Source organism: Pedobacter sp. GW460-11-11-14-TSB4 (genome assembly GCF_059423705.1).
Genome location: NZ_JBWKYI010000001.1, coordinates 664,636 through 683,904, shown reverse-complemented (window position 1 = coordinate 683,904; position 19,269 = coordinate 664,636). Strand labels below are relative to the sequence as shown.

The window sequence follows — 19,269 nt, the reverse complement described above, 5'->3', positions numbered from 1 at the left end:
ATATGGGCTAGCTACGCATTAAATTTCAACAAAATAAATTTAGTATTTATTATAATTATGGATAGACTTTACAATTTTAGAAGCATTTTACCATCTGTTGGGTTTGAGAAAATCCACTGGCTTAAGGTGCTCCATACTTTGGCTTTTATTTTACTCACTTCCTTTACTGCATTTGCGCAGGGAACGGTAACCGGTACGGTAAAAGATAACAAAGGAGTTACCTTGCCAGGTGTTAGTGTTAGGGTAAAGGGTACCACCGTAGGGGCGGTAACTGATAACGATGGTAAATTTTCGATTAAAGCGGCTGACAATGCGACTTTGACCTTTACTTATATTGGCTATATCAACAAAGAGGTTACTGTAAACAGCAAAAGCAGTATAACCATTGTATTGGAAGACAATTCTCAGGGTTTGGATGAAGTGGTTGTGATTGGTTACGGTGCGCAGAAAAAATCTACCTTAACCGGAGCCATTGCCCAAATCAGTTCTGAAGAGATCATGAAATCCCCAACGCCAAACCCCACCAATAGTTTAATTGGTCGTTTGCCAGGCTTATTGGCCGTACAAACGAGTGGCCAGCCAGGTGCAGACGGTGCTCAACTAAAGGTGAGAGGTGTGGCGACATATGGCGCCAATAATGCCGCTATTGTGGTGGTTGATGGGGTAGAACGTCCGAGTTTCTCAGATGTTGATGCAAATGAAATCGAAACCATTACCGTGTTAAAGGATGCTGCTTCAACCGCTATTTATGGTATCCGCGGGGCGAACGGTATCATTGTAATTACAACAAAACAGGGTAAAATTGGCGCGCCAAAGGTTACTTATACCGGAAATTATGCCTTACAAACTTATACAGGATTAGCGGTGGGGCTTCCTGCATTCGAGAATGCTTCTTTGTTGAATCAGGCTTATAAAAATGATAGTTATGGCTTATCAGTGCCGTTAACGCCGCCATTTTCTGATGCTGCGCTGCAAAAATTCAAAGATGGGTCTGATCCAATTGGTTATCCTGACGTACAATGGTTCGACTATTTAACCAAAAAGTATTATTCTCAAACGCAGCATAATATTAATATTAATGGCGGAACAAAAGTTGCCAAATACTTTGTATCAGCTGGTTATGCTTTTCAGGATGGTATTTTCAAAAAGTTCGATTCACCATATGGAATCAACACGGTGCCAAATTATAACCGTTACAATTTCCGGTCAAATGTAGATTTAACTTTAAATAAGGATTTTACTGTAGGTATTAAATTAGGCGGCCGTTTTGCCGACCGGTACCAGCCTGCCGGTTTAAGGTCTTCATCTGCTTTTTCATATGATACGATTGAGGGGATGATCTCCCGTATTTTACAGGTACCTGCTTATGCTTATCCGGTTACCTTACCCGACGGAAGAATAACCGCCAACCCGAATGTGGGTACAAACATCTGGAATCCTTATGCCGTTTTAACCCGTTTTGGAACACGTAATGATGATAACAACACGATCGAAAGCACATTCAATCTAAATTACAAACTCGGTTTCATCACCAAAGGCCTGGGTTTTAAAACAGTATTTGGCTACGACTCGTACTACAACAATATCGAAAGAAGAAACGCAAACTGGGCAGCCTATGTGTATAATCCCATTACTAAGGAGGTTACCTTATCAACCGATACCCGTAACCGCGATGAGCCTTTAGGTGCTGTACAAGACGGTGGTGTTACTGAAGGAAGTACAAACATGAACATACAGTCGGGTTTTGATTATAACCGCGATTTTGGTAAACACAGTATTGGCGCTTTATTGCTGGGAACAAGGCAGTTAATTAAATCAACAGGTAGTACCGCATTTACTGCGCCTCCAAGAGCATCACAGGGTATTGCCAGCCGCGTTACCTATAACTATGATGAGCGTTATTTTGCTGAATTTAATGCTTCATACAACGGATCAGAGAATTTTGCTCAAGGCTTACGTTATGGTTTCTTCCCGGCAGTATCAGCAGGATGGACATTAACGAACGAGTCATTCTGGAAAAAGAACGATATTTTAACTTATTTAAAAATTAGAGGTAGTTATGGTTTAGTGGGTAACGACCGCATTTCGGATAGCCGCTTCCTGTTTTTAACCAGCTATTCTACTTATACTACAACTACAGCTGGTGGCCAGGTAGCGCCATTTGGAAACCCGAACTCGATTACCAATTATCCAACTATTCTGATCAGGGATCCTCAGTTTTTCGGTGCTACGGGAAATGATTTAGGGAATGAGCTGGTTACCTGGGAAACGGGTACAAAACGTAATATTGGTTTTGAAGCCCGTATGTTAAAAGATAATTTAAAAGTCACTGTTGATTTATTTGATGAAACCAGAAGAGACATCCTTACACCATCCTTGAGTGGATCAGCGCTTTTTGGGCACACTTATCCAAACTTCAACCGGGGGATTGTGTACAATAAAGGTTACGAAGTTGAACTCGATTATCAGAAGCAGATCGGAGCAATAACGCTTGGATTAAATGCGCAGATCAGCTACGCTAAAAATAGAATCATAGAAAACGACGAACCAGATGGCTTGCCTTTTTCAGTAGCCAGAAAGGGAACAAGTGTTGGACAATTTTTTGGCTATAGAACGGATGGTTTCTTTCAGTCAGCAGCAGATATTGCCGCCTCACCAAAATTACAGGGTTATTCGCCAATTCCAGGAGATTTAAAATTTAAAGATTTAGATAGAGATGGTATCATCACCAGTTTAGATCAGGACAAAATCGGGTATACCAATACACCTGAATATGTGTATAGTTTTAGTCCCCGCATTTTATACAAAGGATTTTCACTTTCCGCCTTATTCCAGGGGGTTGCGCATGTAAGCTCAAATGTTATTTTGAACGAGCAGAATAATGGCCAGCAGATGTATCCGTTCATGCTCGATGCCTGGACACCCGAAAATGCAGCTAGCGCAACATGGCCGGCTTTACATGCCAGGGGAACAGCATCGCTCAATTACGCTTTAAACGATTTTACTTTGCAGAATTCGGCTTATTTAAAAATCAGGAATATAGAATTTGCGTGGAATTTACCAAAGGAATGGGCTACCGCTTTAAAACTAAGCAATGTAAGGCTTTTCTTACAAGGGCAGAATCTATATACCTGGACGAAGTACAGGTTTTACGTAGATCCTGAAAATGTGAACACCATCAATACGGCTTTTCCTTTACAAGCGCTTTATCCAACATCTAAGGTTTACAATTTTGGTTTAAACGTTCAATTCTAAAGAAAATGAAAAATTATAAAATATTTACGGCAGTTCTTTTATTTACACTCTTCTCCATTTCTTGTAAAAAAGACTATTTAGAGCGTACACCGGGTGTTGCCATCAGTGAGGATGATATTTTTGCCGATCCGGCATTGGCTGCAAGATTTGCTGATAACGCCTATAATTATCTGATTACCAAATATGTTCGTTTTAACGATCACCGTGGTTGTACAGCACAAGCTTCCGATGAGGCCGTTTCTGGTAACTCAGAGGGCTCGGTAACCTCTTTAAACAGAGGTTTATATCACGATCATTCAAACGGACCATCTTTAAATGATATTTACGGCGTTTGGAAATTGATGTACGCGGGTATTGCTGTCCAGAATAAAATGCTGGCGAGGATAGGTGAGGTGCCACTTCCACCAAATGCTTCAGTTCCGGTTTTTGATGCTAAACGTGTAGAAGGTGAAATGCGTTTCTTACGCGCCTTATCTTATTTCGAACTAACTAAAAGATTTGGTGGTGTACCCATTGTAGATAAAGTTTATGGGGTTTATGATGATATCAATTTGCCGCGTAGCACCTTCGCTCAGGTAACCGCTTTTATTCTTAAAGATTTAGAGGTAGCCATTACTAAATTAGGTACCGACACCGAATATGGACCTTCCAATTATGGTCGCCCAACGATTGGCGCCGCATTGGCTTTAAAGGCAAGGGTTTTATTATATGCCGCTAGTCCGCTAAACAATCCCGGTAACGACAAAAGCAAATGGCAGGCTGCTGCCGATGCGGCTGCTGAAGTAATGAAAGGCGCAAACGGATTGGCCAGGCAAACTTATGCATTGCAGGCTACTTATGGAGATCTGTTAAATCTTCCCAATTCAACAGAATACATCATGATCAGGATAAAAGGCCCAACGCCTCTGGCTGGTGAAATGATGCAGGATTTTTCGATGTCGCCAGCTTCTGGCGGTGCACAAGGCCAAATGAATCCTACACAAAACCACGTAGATATGTATGAAATGGCCAATGGTAAATCCATTACCGATCCAACATCTGGTTACGATCCGCAAAAGCCTTATTTAAACCGTGAGCCACGCTTTTACAATAACATTATCTATAACGACTTGGCCTGGCAAGGTCGAAAAATCGAAATGTGGACCACCAAGGATGCCGACAACAATACCATATTCGGTAGGGATTACAGTACCACCATTACCTATACGGCCACACGTTACTATTGCAAAAAATACTGGCCTGAGGTTTATAGGACTGTGGGTGGAAGTACCACCTTATTAAACTACATCTATTTCCGTTATGCAGAAATGATGTTAAACTATGCTGAGGCACAGAATGAAGCAAACTATACGGTTAATGATGCTTCGGTTTACAATGTACTGGTTGATATCCGCAAACGCGCCGGTATTGCTAAGGGGACAGGTACTTATGGCTATGGCCTTAAGGATAACATGACGCAAGATGAAATGCGCACCGTAATCAGGCACGAACGCGCCATCGAACTGGCCTTTGAAGATCACCGCTGGTACGATATTATGCGTTGGAAAATTGGTGCACAAACCATTGCCGTTCCAATGAAGGGTATGGATGTAGTTAAAAACAGCAATGGAACTTTTACCTATACGCCAATTGTGTTAGGCCCAACCTTCCAAAAAACCTGGACAGAGGCACAAAATCTTTATCCAATTCCCAGAGCAGAAGTTTATAAAAGTAAAGGGGTATTGACCCAAAATCCGGGTTGGGAATAGTAGGTTAATTAATATAACGCTAAAAAGATTTTTCAATATGAAATTTATACAATCAAAATATATCATTTGTCTCTTATTCATGATGGCGGGAATGCTGAATGTTTACGGGCAAAAACCTGATGAGAAATTAACCGTAACCGGAAAGGTTGTAGATCAGGATAAAAAACCGCTGCCTGGCGTAACCATTTCCATTCAGGAAGATAAAAGCAATAAAGCGGTTTCTACCGGAACAGACGGTAGCTTTTCTATGGAGGTAAGCAGCAGCGATGTGCTGGTATTTAAATATCTTGGATTTGGTACCATTTTAAAACCGGCAGGCGAAGTGAACAAGGGAGATGTAATCTTAACCAGGTCTTTAATTGATGCCGGTGATGATGACAATGTATATATCCCTTTTGGGGTAAGAAAGAGAAGAGCGGTTACGGCAACCATTAGTACCATTCGTGCGGAAGACCTTCCTCAGATCCCTTCATCTTCATTAACCAATGTTTTTACGGGCAGATTAGCGGGGCTGGCCGTGTATCCGAGTGGCTCGCAGCAGCCGGGCTACGATGCCTCCAGTTTTCTGGTAAGGGGACGCTCATCTTACAATAGTAACCAGGAACCTTTGGTTTTGGTTGATGGTATTGAAAGAGATTTTACTTCAATGGACTTAAGTGAAATTGAAAGTGTAAGTGTATTAAAAGATGCAGCAACTTTGGCCTGGTATGGTATGTATGGCGGTAATGGCGTAATTTATGTAAAAACCCGTCGCGGTAGTGCCACTTCAACAAAAGTAAGTTTCGACGCACAGGCCGGGCTTCAGGCTCCGCTGCAGATCACCGCTCCTTTAGATGCCTACTCATATGCTACACTCTATAACGAGGCATCCATCAACAGTGGAGGTGCCAGTGTTTATGGTCCCGCGGCGTTACAGGCCTATCAGGATGGCTCAGATCCTATAAAATACCCGAATAATAATTTTGTAAGGGATTTTACCAAAAGAGTAGCGCCAACACAACGTTATGTAGCTTCGGTAACAGGTGGTAATGCTTTTATCAAATACTACACAGTTTTAAGTGCTTACCAGCAAGGTGGTTTTTACAAAGGTGGCAATAACGAAACTTATGACGCCAATACCGATTTTAACCGTTATAACCTGCGCACCAATTTAGATCTGCATGTGAACAAAAACTTAGATGTTGCATTGGATATTGGTGGCAGGATCACCAATCTTACTTTCCCGAATGCAGGGACCGGTGCTTTTTTAACTACAGTATATTCCACACCGGCAAATGCCTTTCCGATTTTAAATCCTAACGGATCTTATGGCGGTACATCAGTTTATCAGCAAAGTAACCCATTGGCGATGATGCAGGCCAGGGGAGCCAGTACCGATTTAATGCGGAATATGATTGCAACCATTAGTGCCCGTCAGAAAATGGATGGTATTTTAAAAGGATTATCGGCCGAAGTGTTTTATGCTTATGATATTGCGGGTTTATACCGCTCTGGCTTTGCCGAAACCTATGCAACAGCCGTACTTAATGCCGATGGCTCTTATTCGCCATTTGGCACGGCCAGTAAAGTGAATTATCAGGGCAATGTGTTCTCTGGCAACGTGAAAAAGAGTGAGTTTTGGGCTGGTTTAGATTACAATAGAACATTTGGTAAACATGATATTAAATTTTCTACCAGGGTTTCGAGAGCAAATTTATCTTCTTTCGGGAATTTAGATGTACGCAGAGAAGGCTGGTCTAACCGTTTATCATACAATTTTATCCAGCGTTATTTTGTAGACGTAACAGCCAATTATTCTGGCTCTGAAAATTTTGCGCCTGGTAAAAGATATGGTTTTTTCCCGGCAGCATCTGCCGGATGGATCATTTCTGATGAGAATTTTATGAAAGGATCTGCTGGTTTTCTTGATCTGCTAAAAATCAGGGGATCTTATGGCCTGGTAGGTAATGATGCCATTGGTTCGGCCAGAAGGTTTGCCTTCAACGATTTCTTTAGCAGAAGTACCACGGGTTATAACTTCGGGACCGCTTTTGCAGGTGTTGGCGGTACCGGTCAACTGGCATTGGCCAATCCTGATTTAACCTGGGAAAAAGCATATAAAACCAGTGTTGGTTTTGATGCCAAAATGTTTAAACAATCATTAGCCATCAGTGCTGATTATTTTTATGAAAACAGAAAAGACTTAACTACTGCTTCTTTATTGCCAAGCTTGCTCGGGCAAGGGTTGATTTATGTGAATGAGGGCGAAGCGGAGTACAAAGGCTTTGAAACCAGTATTAATTACAATAAAAAAATAGGCGCCGTTGATTTAAACGTTTTTGGGAACTTTACCTATAACGTAAGTAAAATCCTGGCCATTAATGAGGCAGCTGGCTTACCGGCTTATCAAAAAGCATTGGGGCACCCCATTTCGAGTGTAATTTCGCCTGCAGCAACCGCAACTACTTCTGCCGGATATATCTCTACCATGCTAATATCTGACGGTATTTTCCAGTCGCAGGCGCAGATTGATGCTTCACCAAAACAAATTCTGTCAAGAGAGGTAAAACCGGGCGATATTAAATATGTTGATCAAAACGGAGATGGAATCATTAACGATCTGGACAGAATAAGGACCGATTTCAACTTTGTGCCTAAAGCTTTCTTCGGTTTTGGTGCTTCGGTTTCTGTTAAAAACTTCGATATCAATTTCCTATTTCAAGGTACCAGTGGCAGGTCAATTACCATTCAAAATCTGGTTAATTCGGGTAATGCCAACAATGGTTACCTCAGTCAGTTCAGCGTAGACCGGTGGACACCACAGAATCCGGGTGCTGCTTACCCACGACTATTATTAACCGATAGGGGGAACAATACCGCCAACTCTGATTTTTGGATCCGTTCTGGCGATTACATCAGGCTGAAAAACGTAGAACTTGGTTATTCTCTGCCATCATCATTTACCAGAAAGTTAAGAATCTCACAGCTTCGTTTTTATGTGGGCGGCTTAAACCTGTTAACCTTTGATAAACTTGGCGATTTACCCATCGATCCGGAGTTGCCAGAATCGGGATACAATGCCTCATATCCTTACATGAAAATTTATTCATTAGGGATGAACTTGAAATTTTAAAAGATAAGACAATGAAACCATCATGATTTTACAAACTTATAATAAGATACATTAAAATCATGATCGCTTCATCACCATTGAAATAAATAAAAAAAGATGAAAAAAAATATATTTTATCTAATCCTTGCCTTTGTAGCGTTAGCGCTAGCTGGATGTAAAAAATCTGACTTTCTTCAAGATGGTTCTTTTAGTGGAGGTAACGATATTACGGAAGCGCAGTTATGGGCCAACCCTGATTATGCCAGAAATTTTCTGAACAATGTATATGCTGTGCTTTCCGATCGCTATAACCTCGGTGATGGCGCCTTACTGGCCTCAGGAAGCGACGAAGCGGTAAATTCCAATCAGAATTCATCAATTTCTACACTTAACAATGGTACCTGGAGCCCGGTTAGAACCTTTGATGATGTTTATGCCGATATGTATGTAGGCATCAGAAAAGCAAACATGTTCCTTGAAAAAGTGGATGGCAGTGCAATTGTTCCAATTGATGAAGTATTGCCGGCAAACGTAGCCGAAAACCAGACTTATGCAGCGCAAATAGAGCGTTTAAAAGGACAGGCTTATTTTTTAAGGGCATTTTTTCAATTCGAACTGCTTAAACGTTATGGCAGTTTTCCAATAGTAACCAAAACACTAACCATCAACGATAATCTGGACTTACCCAGAAATACTTTCGATCAATGTGTGGCGCAGATTTCGGCAGACTGTGATGCTGCGATAGCCAGATTGCCAATTTCGCCGGCAGATTGGAACAATGTAAATCGTGGAAGAGCTGCACAAACCTCAGCGATGGCGCTAAAGGCCAGGATGTTGTTATATGCGGCCAGTCCTCAATATAACCCAACAGGCGATGCTGCCAAATGGCAAGCTGCTGCAGACGCAGCAAAACGTCTAATAGATACGGGCAAACATGGCATTTTTGCTGCATATCAAAATATATGGTTGTGGAATGCAACTAACGCAGCCTATAATAATGAAGTTATTTTTGCCACGCAAACACTCAATACGAACACCATCGAATCAAGCAATGCACCGGTTAGTTATGATGGCGCAACAGGCCGTACTAACCCGACACAGGAAATGGTTGATGCTTTTGAAATGAAAACGACTGGCAAAGCAATTACCGATGCAAACTCGGGTTATGTGGCCACCAATCCTTATGCAAACCGCGATCCCAGGCTGGCTTTTGCTATAATGTTTAATACAGCTTCAGTTCAACCGGTTGTAACGGCCAATAATTTTAAAGGTAAACCAGTTGAAACTTTTGTTGGAGGTAAAGATGGGTTAAACTTAAACGTTAATGCGACCAAAACAGGTTACTACATGCGTAAGTATCTGAGTGAAAATGCCGTTTGGACGGGTACCGCAACTAACGTTCGCCGTCCTTGGATATTTTTCAGGTATGCAGAGGTACTGTTAAATTATGCTGAAGCACTTAACGAGGCACAGGGACCAGCTGCTTTAACCGAAATCCTAAAATCGGTAAATGCCGTTCGCCAACGAAAAAATACAGCTACACCGGCACAAAGTGTTGATATGCCAGCTTTACAAACCACTAATCCATCAGCTGCGGGTTATGTAGCCCCAACCAAAGAAGAATTACGCAAGCGGATCCACAATGAGCGACGGGTAGAACTTTGCTTCGAAGAACAACGTTTTTACGATGTACGCCGATGGAAAGAAGGGGAGATCACGTTTAACAAGCCTGTTACAGGCATGAGAATCGTTCAGCTTACACCAACAACGTTTAGCTATACACCATTTACGGTAGAAAACAGGGTGTTCACAGCTAAAAACTATTTATATCCAATTGCTCAAAACGAATTAAATAAAGCCCCTGGCTTGGGGCAAAACCCTGGTTATTAACGAAAAACTGAATTTTGCTCAAATTTAGGCGGGCGGTGGAAACACCGTCCGTTAATTAATTGTTAGTTTTGAAACGATCAATTAATTAATATTAAAACTTAAGTTATGCTAAAAACAACCTATAGCGTATTTTTAATCTGCTTTTCGCTTCTTTCATCAATCAGTTACGGTCAGGTTACCGCTATACAGAACATTCAGGCCCGGAAAATCCAGAGCCTTAATGGTAAATGGAATTATATTGTCGATCCTTACGAAAACGGTTATTACGATTACCGCCATGAACCATTCGATCAGTCGAAAACCGGAACCGGAGGTTATTTTGACGATAAAGTGCAGAAAGATAAGTCGGAACTGATCGAATATGATTTCGATCATTCGCCTCAAATGAATGTTCCAGGCGACTGGAACTCTCAATCAGAAAAATTAGAACTTTACGAAGGCAATGTTTGGCTGCGCAAAAAGTTTGATGCAAAACCCGAAAAAGGAAAAAAGTACTTCGTATACTTCGGTGCAGTAAACTATGAGGCCCATGTTTACCTCAACGGTAAAAAACTGGGTGTACACAAAGGCGGTTTTACGCCTTTCCAGTTCGATGTAACCAGCAATTTAAAAGTTGGCGAAAACTCCATTGTGCTTAAAGTTGATAATATCCGTAAACAGGATGAAATTCCTACCGTAAATACCGATTGGTGGAATTATGGCGGGATTACCCGTGATGTTTTTTTAGCCGAATTTCCTGAACATTTTATCAGCGATTATAAACTTCAGCTCGTTAAAGGAAATAATAACCTGTTAAATTTTTCGGTAAAACTTGCTGATGCAACTGCCGGACAGGAAATTACACTTTCTATTCCTGAACTAAAGCTGGAAAAGAAGTATAAAACAGATGGTGAAGGTAAAATTGCAGATGAATTTACCTGGAACAATTTAAGTTTATGGTCGCCGGAAACGCCAAAATTATATGCCGTAAACATTAAAACCGATAAAGAAAATATTAACGATAAAATCGGTTTCAGGACCATCCAGGTTGAAGGTGATAGCATTCTGTTGAACGGTAAATCTGTTTTTTTAAGGGGAATATCGCTACATGATGAAAACCCGCTTTTAGCTGGTCGTTTACGCTCGGAAGGCGATATGCGCATGATGTTGCAATGGGCAAAAGATATGAACTGTAACTACGTTCGCCTGGCGCATTACCCCCATAATGAAGAAATGATTCGCCTTGCTGACGAAATGGGACTATTGGTTTGGGCTGAAGTTCCGGTTTATTGGACCATTAGCTGGACCAACCCGGCAACTTATGCCAATGCAAAAAAACAATTGACTGATTTAATCGTACGCGATAAAAACAGGGCAAGTGTGATCGTTTGGTCAATTGGTAATGAAACCCCGCTTAGTGATGCCCGTTTAAGTTTTATGAGTAATCTGGCAGAAACTGCCCGCTCTTTAGATGATACCCGTTTGGTGGCTGCGGCCCTGGAGGTACACCGTGAAGGAAATAACATCATTTTAAACGATCCCCTGGGCGAAAAAATCGACCTGGTAAGTTTTAATGAGTACGCTGGCTGGTACTGGGGAGGTAATCCATCCGAAATTACCAAATACAATTTTGATATCAAATACAAAAAACCGGTGGTGATTACGGAGTTTGGTGGCGATGCGCTGGGCGGTTTCCATGCGGATGAAAATACCCGTTGGAGCGAAGAATACCAGGAAGCATTGTACAAAAACCAGATCGCCATGTTAAGCAAAATTGGTGCTTTACGCGGAATGACACCGTGGATTTTAACTGATTTCAGATCGCCAAGAAGACAACATCCTATTTATCAGAATTTCTGGAACCGTAAAGGTCTGATCAGCGAAACAGGCAAGAAAAAGAAAGCCTTCTTTGTGCTGAAAGATTTTTACGACCAGATGCAGGTCAAATACAAATAAAACATGAACAGATTACAGAAAATTAGTTTCGCTTCGAAAATCATGCTTTCGATGTCGCTGTTAACCCTCTCTTGTGCCAAATACAAGAGCACCAGCATTGATCCAGGGACTTTAATACAGCCACATCAAACAGAAGAAATCAGCTTACAAAAAAATATGCCTTTCCCAATGGGGGCCGCTGTTAATGTAAGTCTTTTAAAAAGCAATACTAACTACCGTAATCTGGTCATTAAAGAATTTAATAGTGTTACGGCAGAAAACGCCATGAAATTTGCATCCCTACATCCCTCAAAAGATACCTACAACTGGAGCGATGCAGATTATCTGATCGATTTTGCCGTAGCCAATGGAAAAAGGGTACATGGCCATACCTTAAACTGGTACAAATCACTTCCAGATTGGGTGAATAACTTTCAGGGCACTACCGCCGAGTGGGAAAACCTGTTAAAGACACATATCCAGACTGTTGTGGGCCACTTTAAGGGAAAAGTAGTTTCATGGGATGTGGTAAACGAAGCCGTTAATGAAGACGGTACCATGCGCAACAGCATCTGGGTACAGAAATTAGGGGTCGATTATATTGGCAGGGCATTTCAATATGCACATGAAGCCGATCCAAACGCTTTACTTTTTTACAATGATTATGGTCATGAATTTGGCCCTACAAAACGTACAGCAATATTAAACCTCGTTATAGGCTTAAAAAACAAGGGAATTCCGATTGATGGAGTTGGCATCCAGATGCATACCCGCGTTACGCAGACTGATGCAAATTTAACAGCCGCCATTACCACTGCGGCAGCAACAGGTCTAAAAATCCATATTTCTGAAATAGATATAGCCCTTAATCCCGATAATGTGCAGTCGATGACATACAGCACGACTTTGGGCGAGCAACAGGCAGCAAAATATAAAACCATTGTGCAGGCGTATAATGCCATTCCGAAAAGCCAGCAATTCGGGATCACGCAGTGGAACGTTACCGATGCCGATAGTTGGATACCATCCAATTATAGCCGCCCCGACTGGCCTTTGCCTTTCGATGCACAATATCAGCGAAAAGCAGCTTATCAGGGAATTTTAGACGGAGTTAAATAGCCATATATTAATGAGAAAATATTTACCATTAGCCTTAATCTTAGGGGTATCCCTTTCCGCAGTTGCGCAGGATAAAAAGATCGAAAAGAGAATTGATTCAGTTTTAAAACTGATGACGCTGGATGAGAAAATCGGCCAGTTAAATCAATATACTGGCGATCGGGATGCAACAGGACCGATTACGAATAATCCAAATAAGTTAAAAGATATCCGCGACGGCAAATTAGGTTCCATGCTCAATGTGCGTGGTGCCAAAGAAACCCGCGAAGTACAGGAAGTGGCCATGCAATCGAGAATGAAAATTCCCTTGATTTTCGGTTTGGATGTCATTCATGGGTATCGGGTTACCTTTCCCATTCCACTGGCCGAGGCCGCAAGCTGGGATTTGGCAGAAATGGAAAATGCCGCAAGGGTGGCTGCACGGGAAACGGCAGCCTCTGGCGTACACTGGACATTCGCACCCATGGTTGATATTGCCCGCGATCCACGTTGGGGAAGGGTAATGGAAGGGGCAGGAGAAGATACTTATTTGGGGTCTAAAATTGCCTTTGCCCGTGTAAAAGGTTTTCAGGGCAAAGGTTTAGGTAACCTCGACGCGATTATGGCCTGTGCAAAACACTTTGCTGCTTATGGTGCGGCCATTGCCGGTAGAGATTACAATGCGGTTGATATGAGCGAACATACTTTATGGGAAACCTATTTGCCGCCATTTAAAGCTGCGGTTGATGCTGGTGCTGCTACTTTTATGAACTCTTTTAATACCCTGAACGGCATTCCAGCTACAGGAAACGCTTACTTGCAACGTGATATTTTAAAAGGACAATGGAAATACCAGGGTTTTGTGGTAAGCGACTGGGGATCAATTGGAGAGATGATTGCCCATGGTTATGCTAAAGATAAAGAACAAGCCGCAGAACTGGCCCTAAAAGCGGGTAGCGATATGGATATGGAAAGCAGAAGTTATCTGCCAAGTCTGGCCAAACTGCTTGCCGATAAAAAAGTGCCTGTTGCTTTGATTGATGATGCCGTAAGAAGGATTTTACGCAAGAAATTCGAATTGGGTCTGTTTGATGATCCATACCGCTTTAGCAACGAAAGCCGTCAGGAAAAAGAGCTGAATTCTGCTGAAAACAGAAAAGCTTCCTTAAAAATGGCCGAGAAAAGTATCGTGCTCTTGAAAAATGAAAACCAGGTTTTACCCTTATCTAAGCATTTAAAAAAGATTGCTGTGATTGGTCCTTTGGGTAAATCTGAAAAAGATATGCAAGGATTCTGGTCTATTGCCTGGGAGAAAGATAACCTGGTTTCCTTATACCAGGGATTAAAAAATAAGGTCGGCAATCAAACCGAATTATTATATGCCAAAGGCTGTGAGGTAGCTGATTCTTCAAAAGCTGGCTTTGCCGAAGCTGTAGCAGTGGCTAAACAAGCTGATGTGGTGATTATGGCCGTTGGCGAAACTTTAGATATGAGCGGTGAGGCAAAAAGTAAAGCCAATATCCATATGCCTGGTGTGCAGGAAGATTTAATTAAAGCGATCCAGGCTACAGGCAAACCTGTGGTGGTTTTGATCATGGCTGGTCGACCGTTAATATTCAACTGGACAGCCGATCACGTTCCGGCTATTATGAACACCTGGTGGTTAGGTAGCGAAGCAGGTAATGCCATGGCCAATGTGCTTTATGGCGATTACAACCCGGCGGGCAAATTGCCGATGACTTTCCCACGCGATGAAGGACAGATCCCTTTGTATTATAACTACCTGAGCACGGGTCGTCCGGCTAAAAATGATAAGGATACCCGTTACCGTTCTGCGTATTTAGACATGCCCAACAGCCCGAAATTTGCTTTTGGATACGGTTTGAGTTATACCACTTTCGATTATACCGATTTAACACTGAGCAAAACACAAATCAAACAGGACGAAAAAATTACGGTAAGTTTTACTTTAAAAAATACTGGTAAATATGCCGGAGAGGAGGTCGTTCAACTTTATCTGCAGGATAAATTTGCTTCCGTAGTACGTCCGGTTAAAGAATTGAAAGATTTTCAGAAAGTAATGTTAACAGCAGGAGAGCGCAAAACCATCACTTTCACTATCGATAAAGAGAAACTTTCTTTTTATAACCAACAACTAAAATGGGCTGCCGAAGCCGGCGATTTTAAATTAATGATCGGAACCGCTTCGAATAATATTAAACTGGAAAAGGATTTTACACTATTAAACTAGATTGGCCACCGAGACACAGAAACACGGAAGGTTTGTGTTAACCTGCTTTGTGAACCTAGTGCCTTAGCGGTTAAAAAAAAATATACAGTTCGTGGCGACACGAATGACAGGGGGAAGGAGTTGAAAACAAAGTTTTCCATGCCTCTGTGGCAAAAATAATTACGAAGATATAACATGAAGAAATCATCCCTACGATCGAAATCACTTTTATTATTACTTATTGCCGCAATTACCGGTCTAAGCACTTATGCCCAGGATGCAGGCCGGAAAACCATCAGTTTAAACGATCAATGGGAATTTAACAAAGAAAACGGACCGGTTGAAAAAGTGAATATTCCACATACCTGGAACGATAAAGATGTTTTGGATGATGTGCCAGGTTATTACCGCGGATTAGGAATTTACAAACGTAAACTCAAACTCGATGAAAGCGCAAAAGGTAAAGCTATTTTCCTGGTGTTTAACAGCGTAGCACAGGAAGCAGAAGTATTGGTTAATGGTAAATCTGCCGGCAAACATATTGGCAGTTATACCCGTTTTATCGTCCCGATTTCTTCATTTTTGAACTTTAAAGATGATGTGATCGAAGTTAGGGCAAACAACAGATTTAACGAAGATATTCCACCACTCACCGCCGATTTCACCTTTTTTGGTGGTTTGTATCGCAATGTAACCCTGTTGATGACCAATCCGCTGCACTTTTCGCAGAAAGAAAATGGCAGTTCAGGTGTTTTTATCACCACGCCGCAGGTTTCAGCGTCAACCGCAAGTGTACAGGTAAAAAGTTCAGTTGATAATACAGCCACCACCAGCCAAAAAGTACAGGTGATGACTACCATTTTCGATGCAAATGGAAAAATGGTAACCAGTCAAAATACTACGGCGAATGTAAACAAAGGCGGAAATACGGTGGTCATTCAGGATATCAAAGCGATTCAGAAACCTCAGTTATGGTCGCCTGAAAATCCTTATCTGTACCGGCTGGTGACTAAGATTATCGATCCTAAGACCAAATCAGTGATCGATCAGGTCTCCAATCCATTAGGTTTCCGCTGGTTTAAGTTCGATGCAGATAAGGGCTTTTTCTTAAATGATCAACCGGTAAAAATTATTGGTGCAAGCCGTCATCAGGATTACGAAAACAGGGGTAATGCTACTCCCGATGCCTTACAGATTAAAGATATCGAATTGCTTAAGGCAATGGGCGGTAACTTTTTAAGGGTAGCGCATTATCCGCAGGATCCACAAATTTTAGAAGCCTGTGATCGTTTGGGTATTCTGGCTTCGGTAGAAATCCCGGTGGTAAACACCATTACCGAATCTGAGGCTTTTACCACTAATTGTTTGAACATGCAGACGGAAATGATTAAACAAAATTTCAATCACCCAAGTATCATCATTTGGGCTTATATGAACGAAATTTTATTGCGTTTAAAGTTTTCGAACGATAAACCCCGTCAGCAAATCTATTTTGATCATGTTCGCGAACTAGCCCAAAAATTGGATAGTTTAACCCGTAAACTCGATCCCTCCAGATACACCCTTTTGGTCAACCATGGTGCCTGGGATATCTACAATAAAGTTGGTTTAACTAAAATCCCGATGATTGTTGGCTGGAATTTATATTCAGGCTGGTACTCTGGTGTACCGGAAGATTTCGCTAAATTTTTAGACCGTCACCATAAAGAATTACCCCATACACCTTTCATGGTTACCGAGTTTGGAGCCGATGCTGATCCAAGGATCCGTTCTTTTTCGCCTATCCGTTTCGATAAAAGTGTAGAGTATGGCATTAAGTTTAACCAGGTTTACCTGAGTGCCATGCGCAGCAGGCCATTTGTAGCCGGTGGCCAGGCCTGGAATTTAGCTGATTTCAATTCCGAAACCCGTGAGGAAACCATGCCCCACATCAACAACAAGGGGCTCTTAACCATTGGCCGCGAGCCAAAAGATACCTATTTCCTGTATCAGGCTTATTTGTTGGGAAAACCTTTTATAAAAATTACTTCAGCACAATGGAAAGATAGAACAGGTATTGCTGATTCTGCCACTTTAACCAGTACACAACCCATTCAGGTAGCCACTAACCTTAAATCGGCAGAACTTTTTTTGAACGGCAAAAGTTTAGGTTTAAAAGAGGCGGTTGATCATATTATCGACTGGCAGGTGCCCTTTGTTAACGGTAAAAACCAGCTGCGTGTCGTTGCTGGCGATCAAAATGATCAGGCTGATATTCATTTCCAGTTACAGCCATTCAAGTTTAATGATGCCGATATTCCTTTTAAAAATATCAATATCCTTTTGGGGTCGAAACGTTTTTATATCGACGAAAAGGAACAGCAGCTCTGGATGCCTGATCAGCCCTACAAAACAGGTGCCTGGGGTTGGATTGGCGGCGAACCTTACAAGGGAACCAATAACCGCATTACTTACGGCAGCGATAAGAATATTTTAGGTACCGATAACGATCCGGTTTACCAGACCCAGCAGGTAGGCATTAAGCAGTTTAAATTCGATGTGCCAGATGGCGAATATGAGTTGGCCCTGCATTTTGCCGAACTCGTAGGCGGCGAAACCAAAGAAGCTTTAGCTTATAACTTAGATAATAACCATAAAAAAGAAATAGAAGAGCAACGCATTTTTGATGTTTCGGTTAATGGAATACTATTGATGTCTAAAGTAAATCTGGCTTCCAATTTCGGTTATACTACAGCGGTAAAGAAAACAACCAGAATTACGGTACAGAATGGGAAGGGTATTTTAATTGAATTTAAAGCCATTGAGGGAAAGGCTGTTTTAAACGCTGTTCAACTTAGAAAAATCTACTAATCCATCAGATAAAATGAACCAACTGCCACTCCGGATTTTATCAATCGACGTTTTAAGGGCCATCACCATGTTGCTGATGATCTTTGTAAACGATGTTGCCGGTGTTTCAAATATTCCGCAATGGATTGAGCATACGCCTGCAGCGGTAGATGGAATGGGTTTTTCAGATCTCATTTTTCCGGCTTTTCTTTTTATCGTTGGCCTTTCATTGCCATTTGCCATCCAAAGCAGAAAAGATAAAGGCGCAGGGCTGTTTTCTATTTCAGCTTACATTGCCTTAAGAGCACTGGCTTTAATTGTAATGGGCTTTTTCCATGTTAACTTAGAAAATTACGATCGCCATTCCGCTTTATTGCCTTATCCGGTTTATACCATTCTCATCACCATGGCTTTCTTTTTAATCTGGCTGGATTATCCCGAAAATCTCTCGAAGGTTAAAAAGAACGGATTGATCGGTTTAGGTATTTTGCTCCTTATCGTGCTGGCATTGCTGTATAAAGGTGGTTCAGCAACACATCCTGAAGGCCTAAAACCGCATTGGTGGGGCATTTTGGGTATCATTGGCTGGGCTTATCTCGTTTCGGCATTCGTTTATCTTTTTGCTAAAGGCAATTTGTTGCTGCTCATGCTCGCTTTTGTGGCCTTTGCAGCCATTAACATCACCACCCATTTAGGCATTTTTAAACATCATTTATGGATTATTGGCGATGCTTCATCAATTGTGTTGATGTTAGGTGGTGCATTGATTACTTCGATGTATAAAAAACTGATCGGGGTTAAAAAATACCTCGATTTCTGGATCTTGATTAGTTTTTATGGCTTATTGTCCTTCACTTTTGGTATGTTCATCAGGCCGTATGCAGGCGGTATTTCTAAAATTTATGCCACACCAGCCTGGGTATTTGTATGCATGGGCATTACCATTCTGGTTTTCGAATTACTGATCTACCTGGTAGATGTTAAACAGAAAAAAGATTGGTTTAAGCTCATTAAACCTGCCGGTACCAGTACCTTAACCTGTTACCTCATTCCTTATTTGTTGTACGCGCTTTTGAGTTTGGTCCATTTTCACTTTCCGCATTTCATGAGTTCGGGTATTGGAGGGATTTTTAGGTCGTTTTTGATGGCATTTTTAGTGATCGGTATAGTGTACTTTTTAGAGAAGAAAAAATTGCGTTTAAAAGTTTAATATT

Annotated in this window: 9 protein-coding genes; all 9 read left to right on the top strand. The window is 41.6% G+C overall.

Features of this window, described 5'->3' with window-relative positions; all coding sequences use genetic code 11:
• Positions 1-57 precede the first annotated feature (57 nt).
• Positions 58-3,255, top strand: a complete 3,198-nt coding sequence (locus tag AC07YT_RS02915; RefSeq protein WP_086545882.1) for a SusC/RagA family TonB-linked outer membrane protein — start codon at positions 58-60, stop codon at positions 3,253-3,255.
• Between the two features lie 5 nt (positions 3,256-3,260).
• Entirely contained in the window at positions 3,261-5,003 is a 1,743-nt protein-coding gene (locus AC07YT_RS02910) for a RagB/SusD family nutrient uptake outer membrane protein (RefSeq protein ID WP_086545883.1), read from the top strand.
• 37 nt (positions 5,004-5,040) lie between these two features.
• On the top strand, positions 5,041-8,115 hold the full coding sequence (locus tag AC07YT_RS02905; protein WP_086545884.1) for a SusC/RagA family TonB-linked outer membrane protein: 3,075 nt from the start codon (positions 5,041-5,043) through the stop codon (positions 8,113-8,115).
• A 96-nt stretch (positions 8,116-8,211) separates the two neighbouring features.
• Positions 8,212-9,984, top strand: coding sequence for a RagB/SusD family nutrient uptake outer membrane protein (locus AC07YT_RS02900; protein WP_086545885.1), 1,773 nt, complete (start codon positions 8,212-8,214; stop codon positions 9,982-9,984).
• Positions 9,985-10,089: 105 nt separating this feature from the next.
• Positions 10,090-11,919 (top strand): glycoside hydrolase family 2 protein, encoded by a 1,830-nt coding sequence (locus AC07YT_RS02895; protein WP_086545886.1) that lies wholly within the window; start codon positions 10,090-10,092, stop codon positions 11,917-11,919.
• 3 nt (positions 11,920-11,922) lie between these two features.
• Positions 11,923-13,017: an endo-1,4-beta-xylanase gene (locus AC07YT_RS02890; RefSeq protein WP_086545887.1), complete on the top strand. Its 1,095-nt coding sequence runs from the start codon at positions 11,923-11,925 to the stop codon at positions 13,015-13,017.
• Positions 13,018-13,027: 10 nt separating this feature from the next.
• Positions 13,028-15,247: a glycoside hydrolase family 3 N-terminal domain-containing protein gene (locus AC07YT_RS02885; RefSeq protein ID WP_086545888.1), complete on the top strand. Its 2,220-nt coding sequence runs from the start codon at positions 13,028-13,030 to the stop codon at positions 15,245-15,247.
• 174 nt (positions 15,248-15,421) lie between these two features.
• Complete coding sequence (locus AC07YT_RS02880; RefSeq protein WP_086545889.1) at positions 15,422-18,076, top strand: glycoside hydrolase family 2 TIM barrel-domain containing protein; 2,655 nt, start codon at positions 15,422-15,424, stop codon at positions 18,074-18,076.
• 13 nt (positions 18,077-18,089) lie between these two features.
• Positions 18,090-19,265 carry a DUF5009 domain-containing protein gene (locus AC07YT_RS02875; RefSeq protein WP_086545890.1) on the top strand — a complete coding sequence of 392 codons (1,176 nt, stop codon included), beginning with the start codon at positions 18,090-18,092 and terminating at the stop codon, positions 19,263-19,265.
• Positions 19,266-19,269 lie beyond the last annotated feature (4 nt).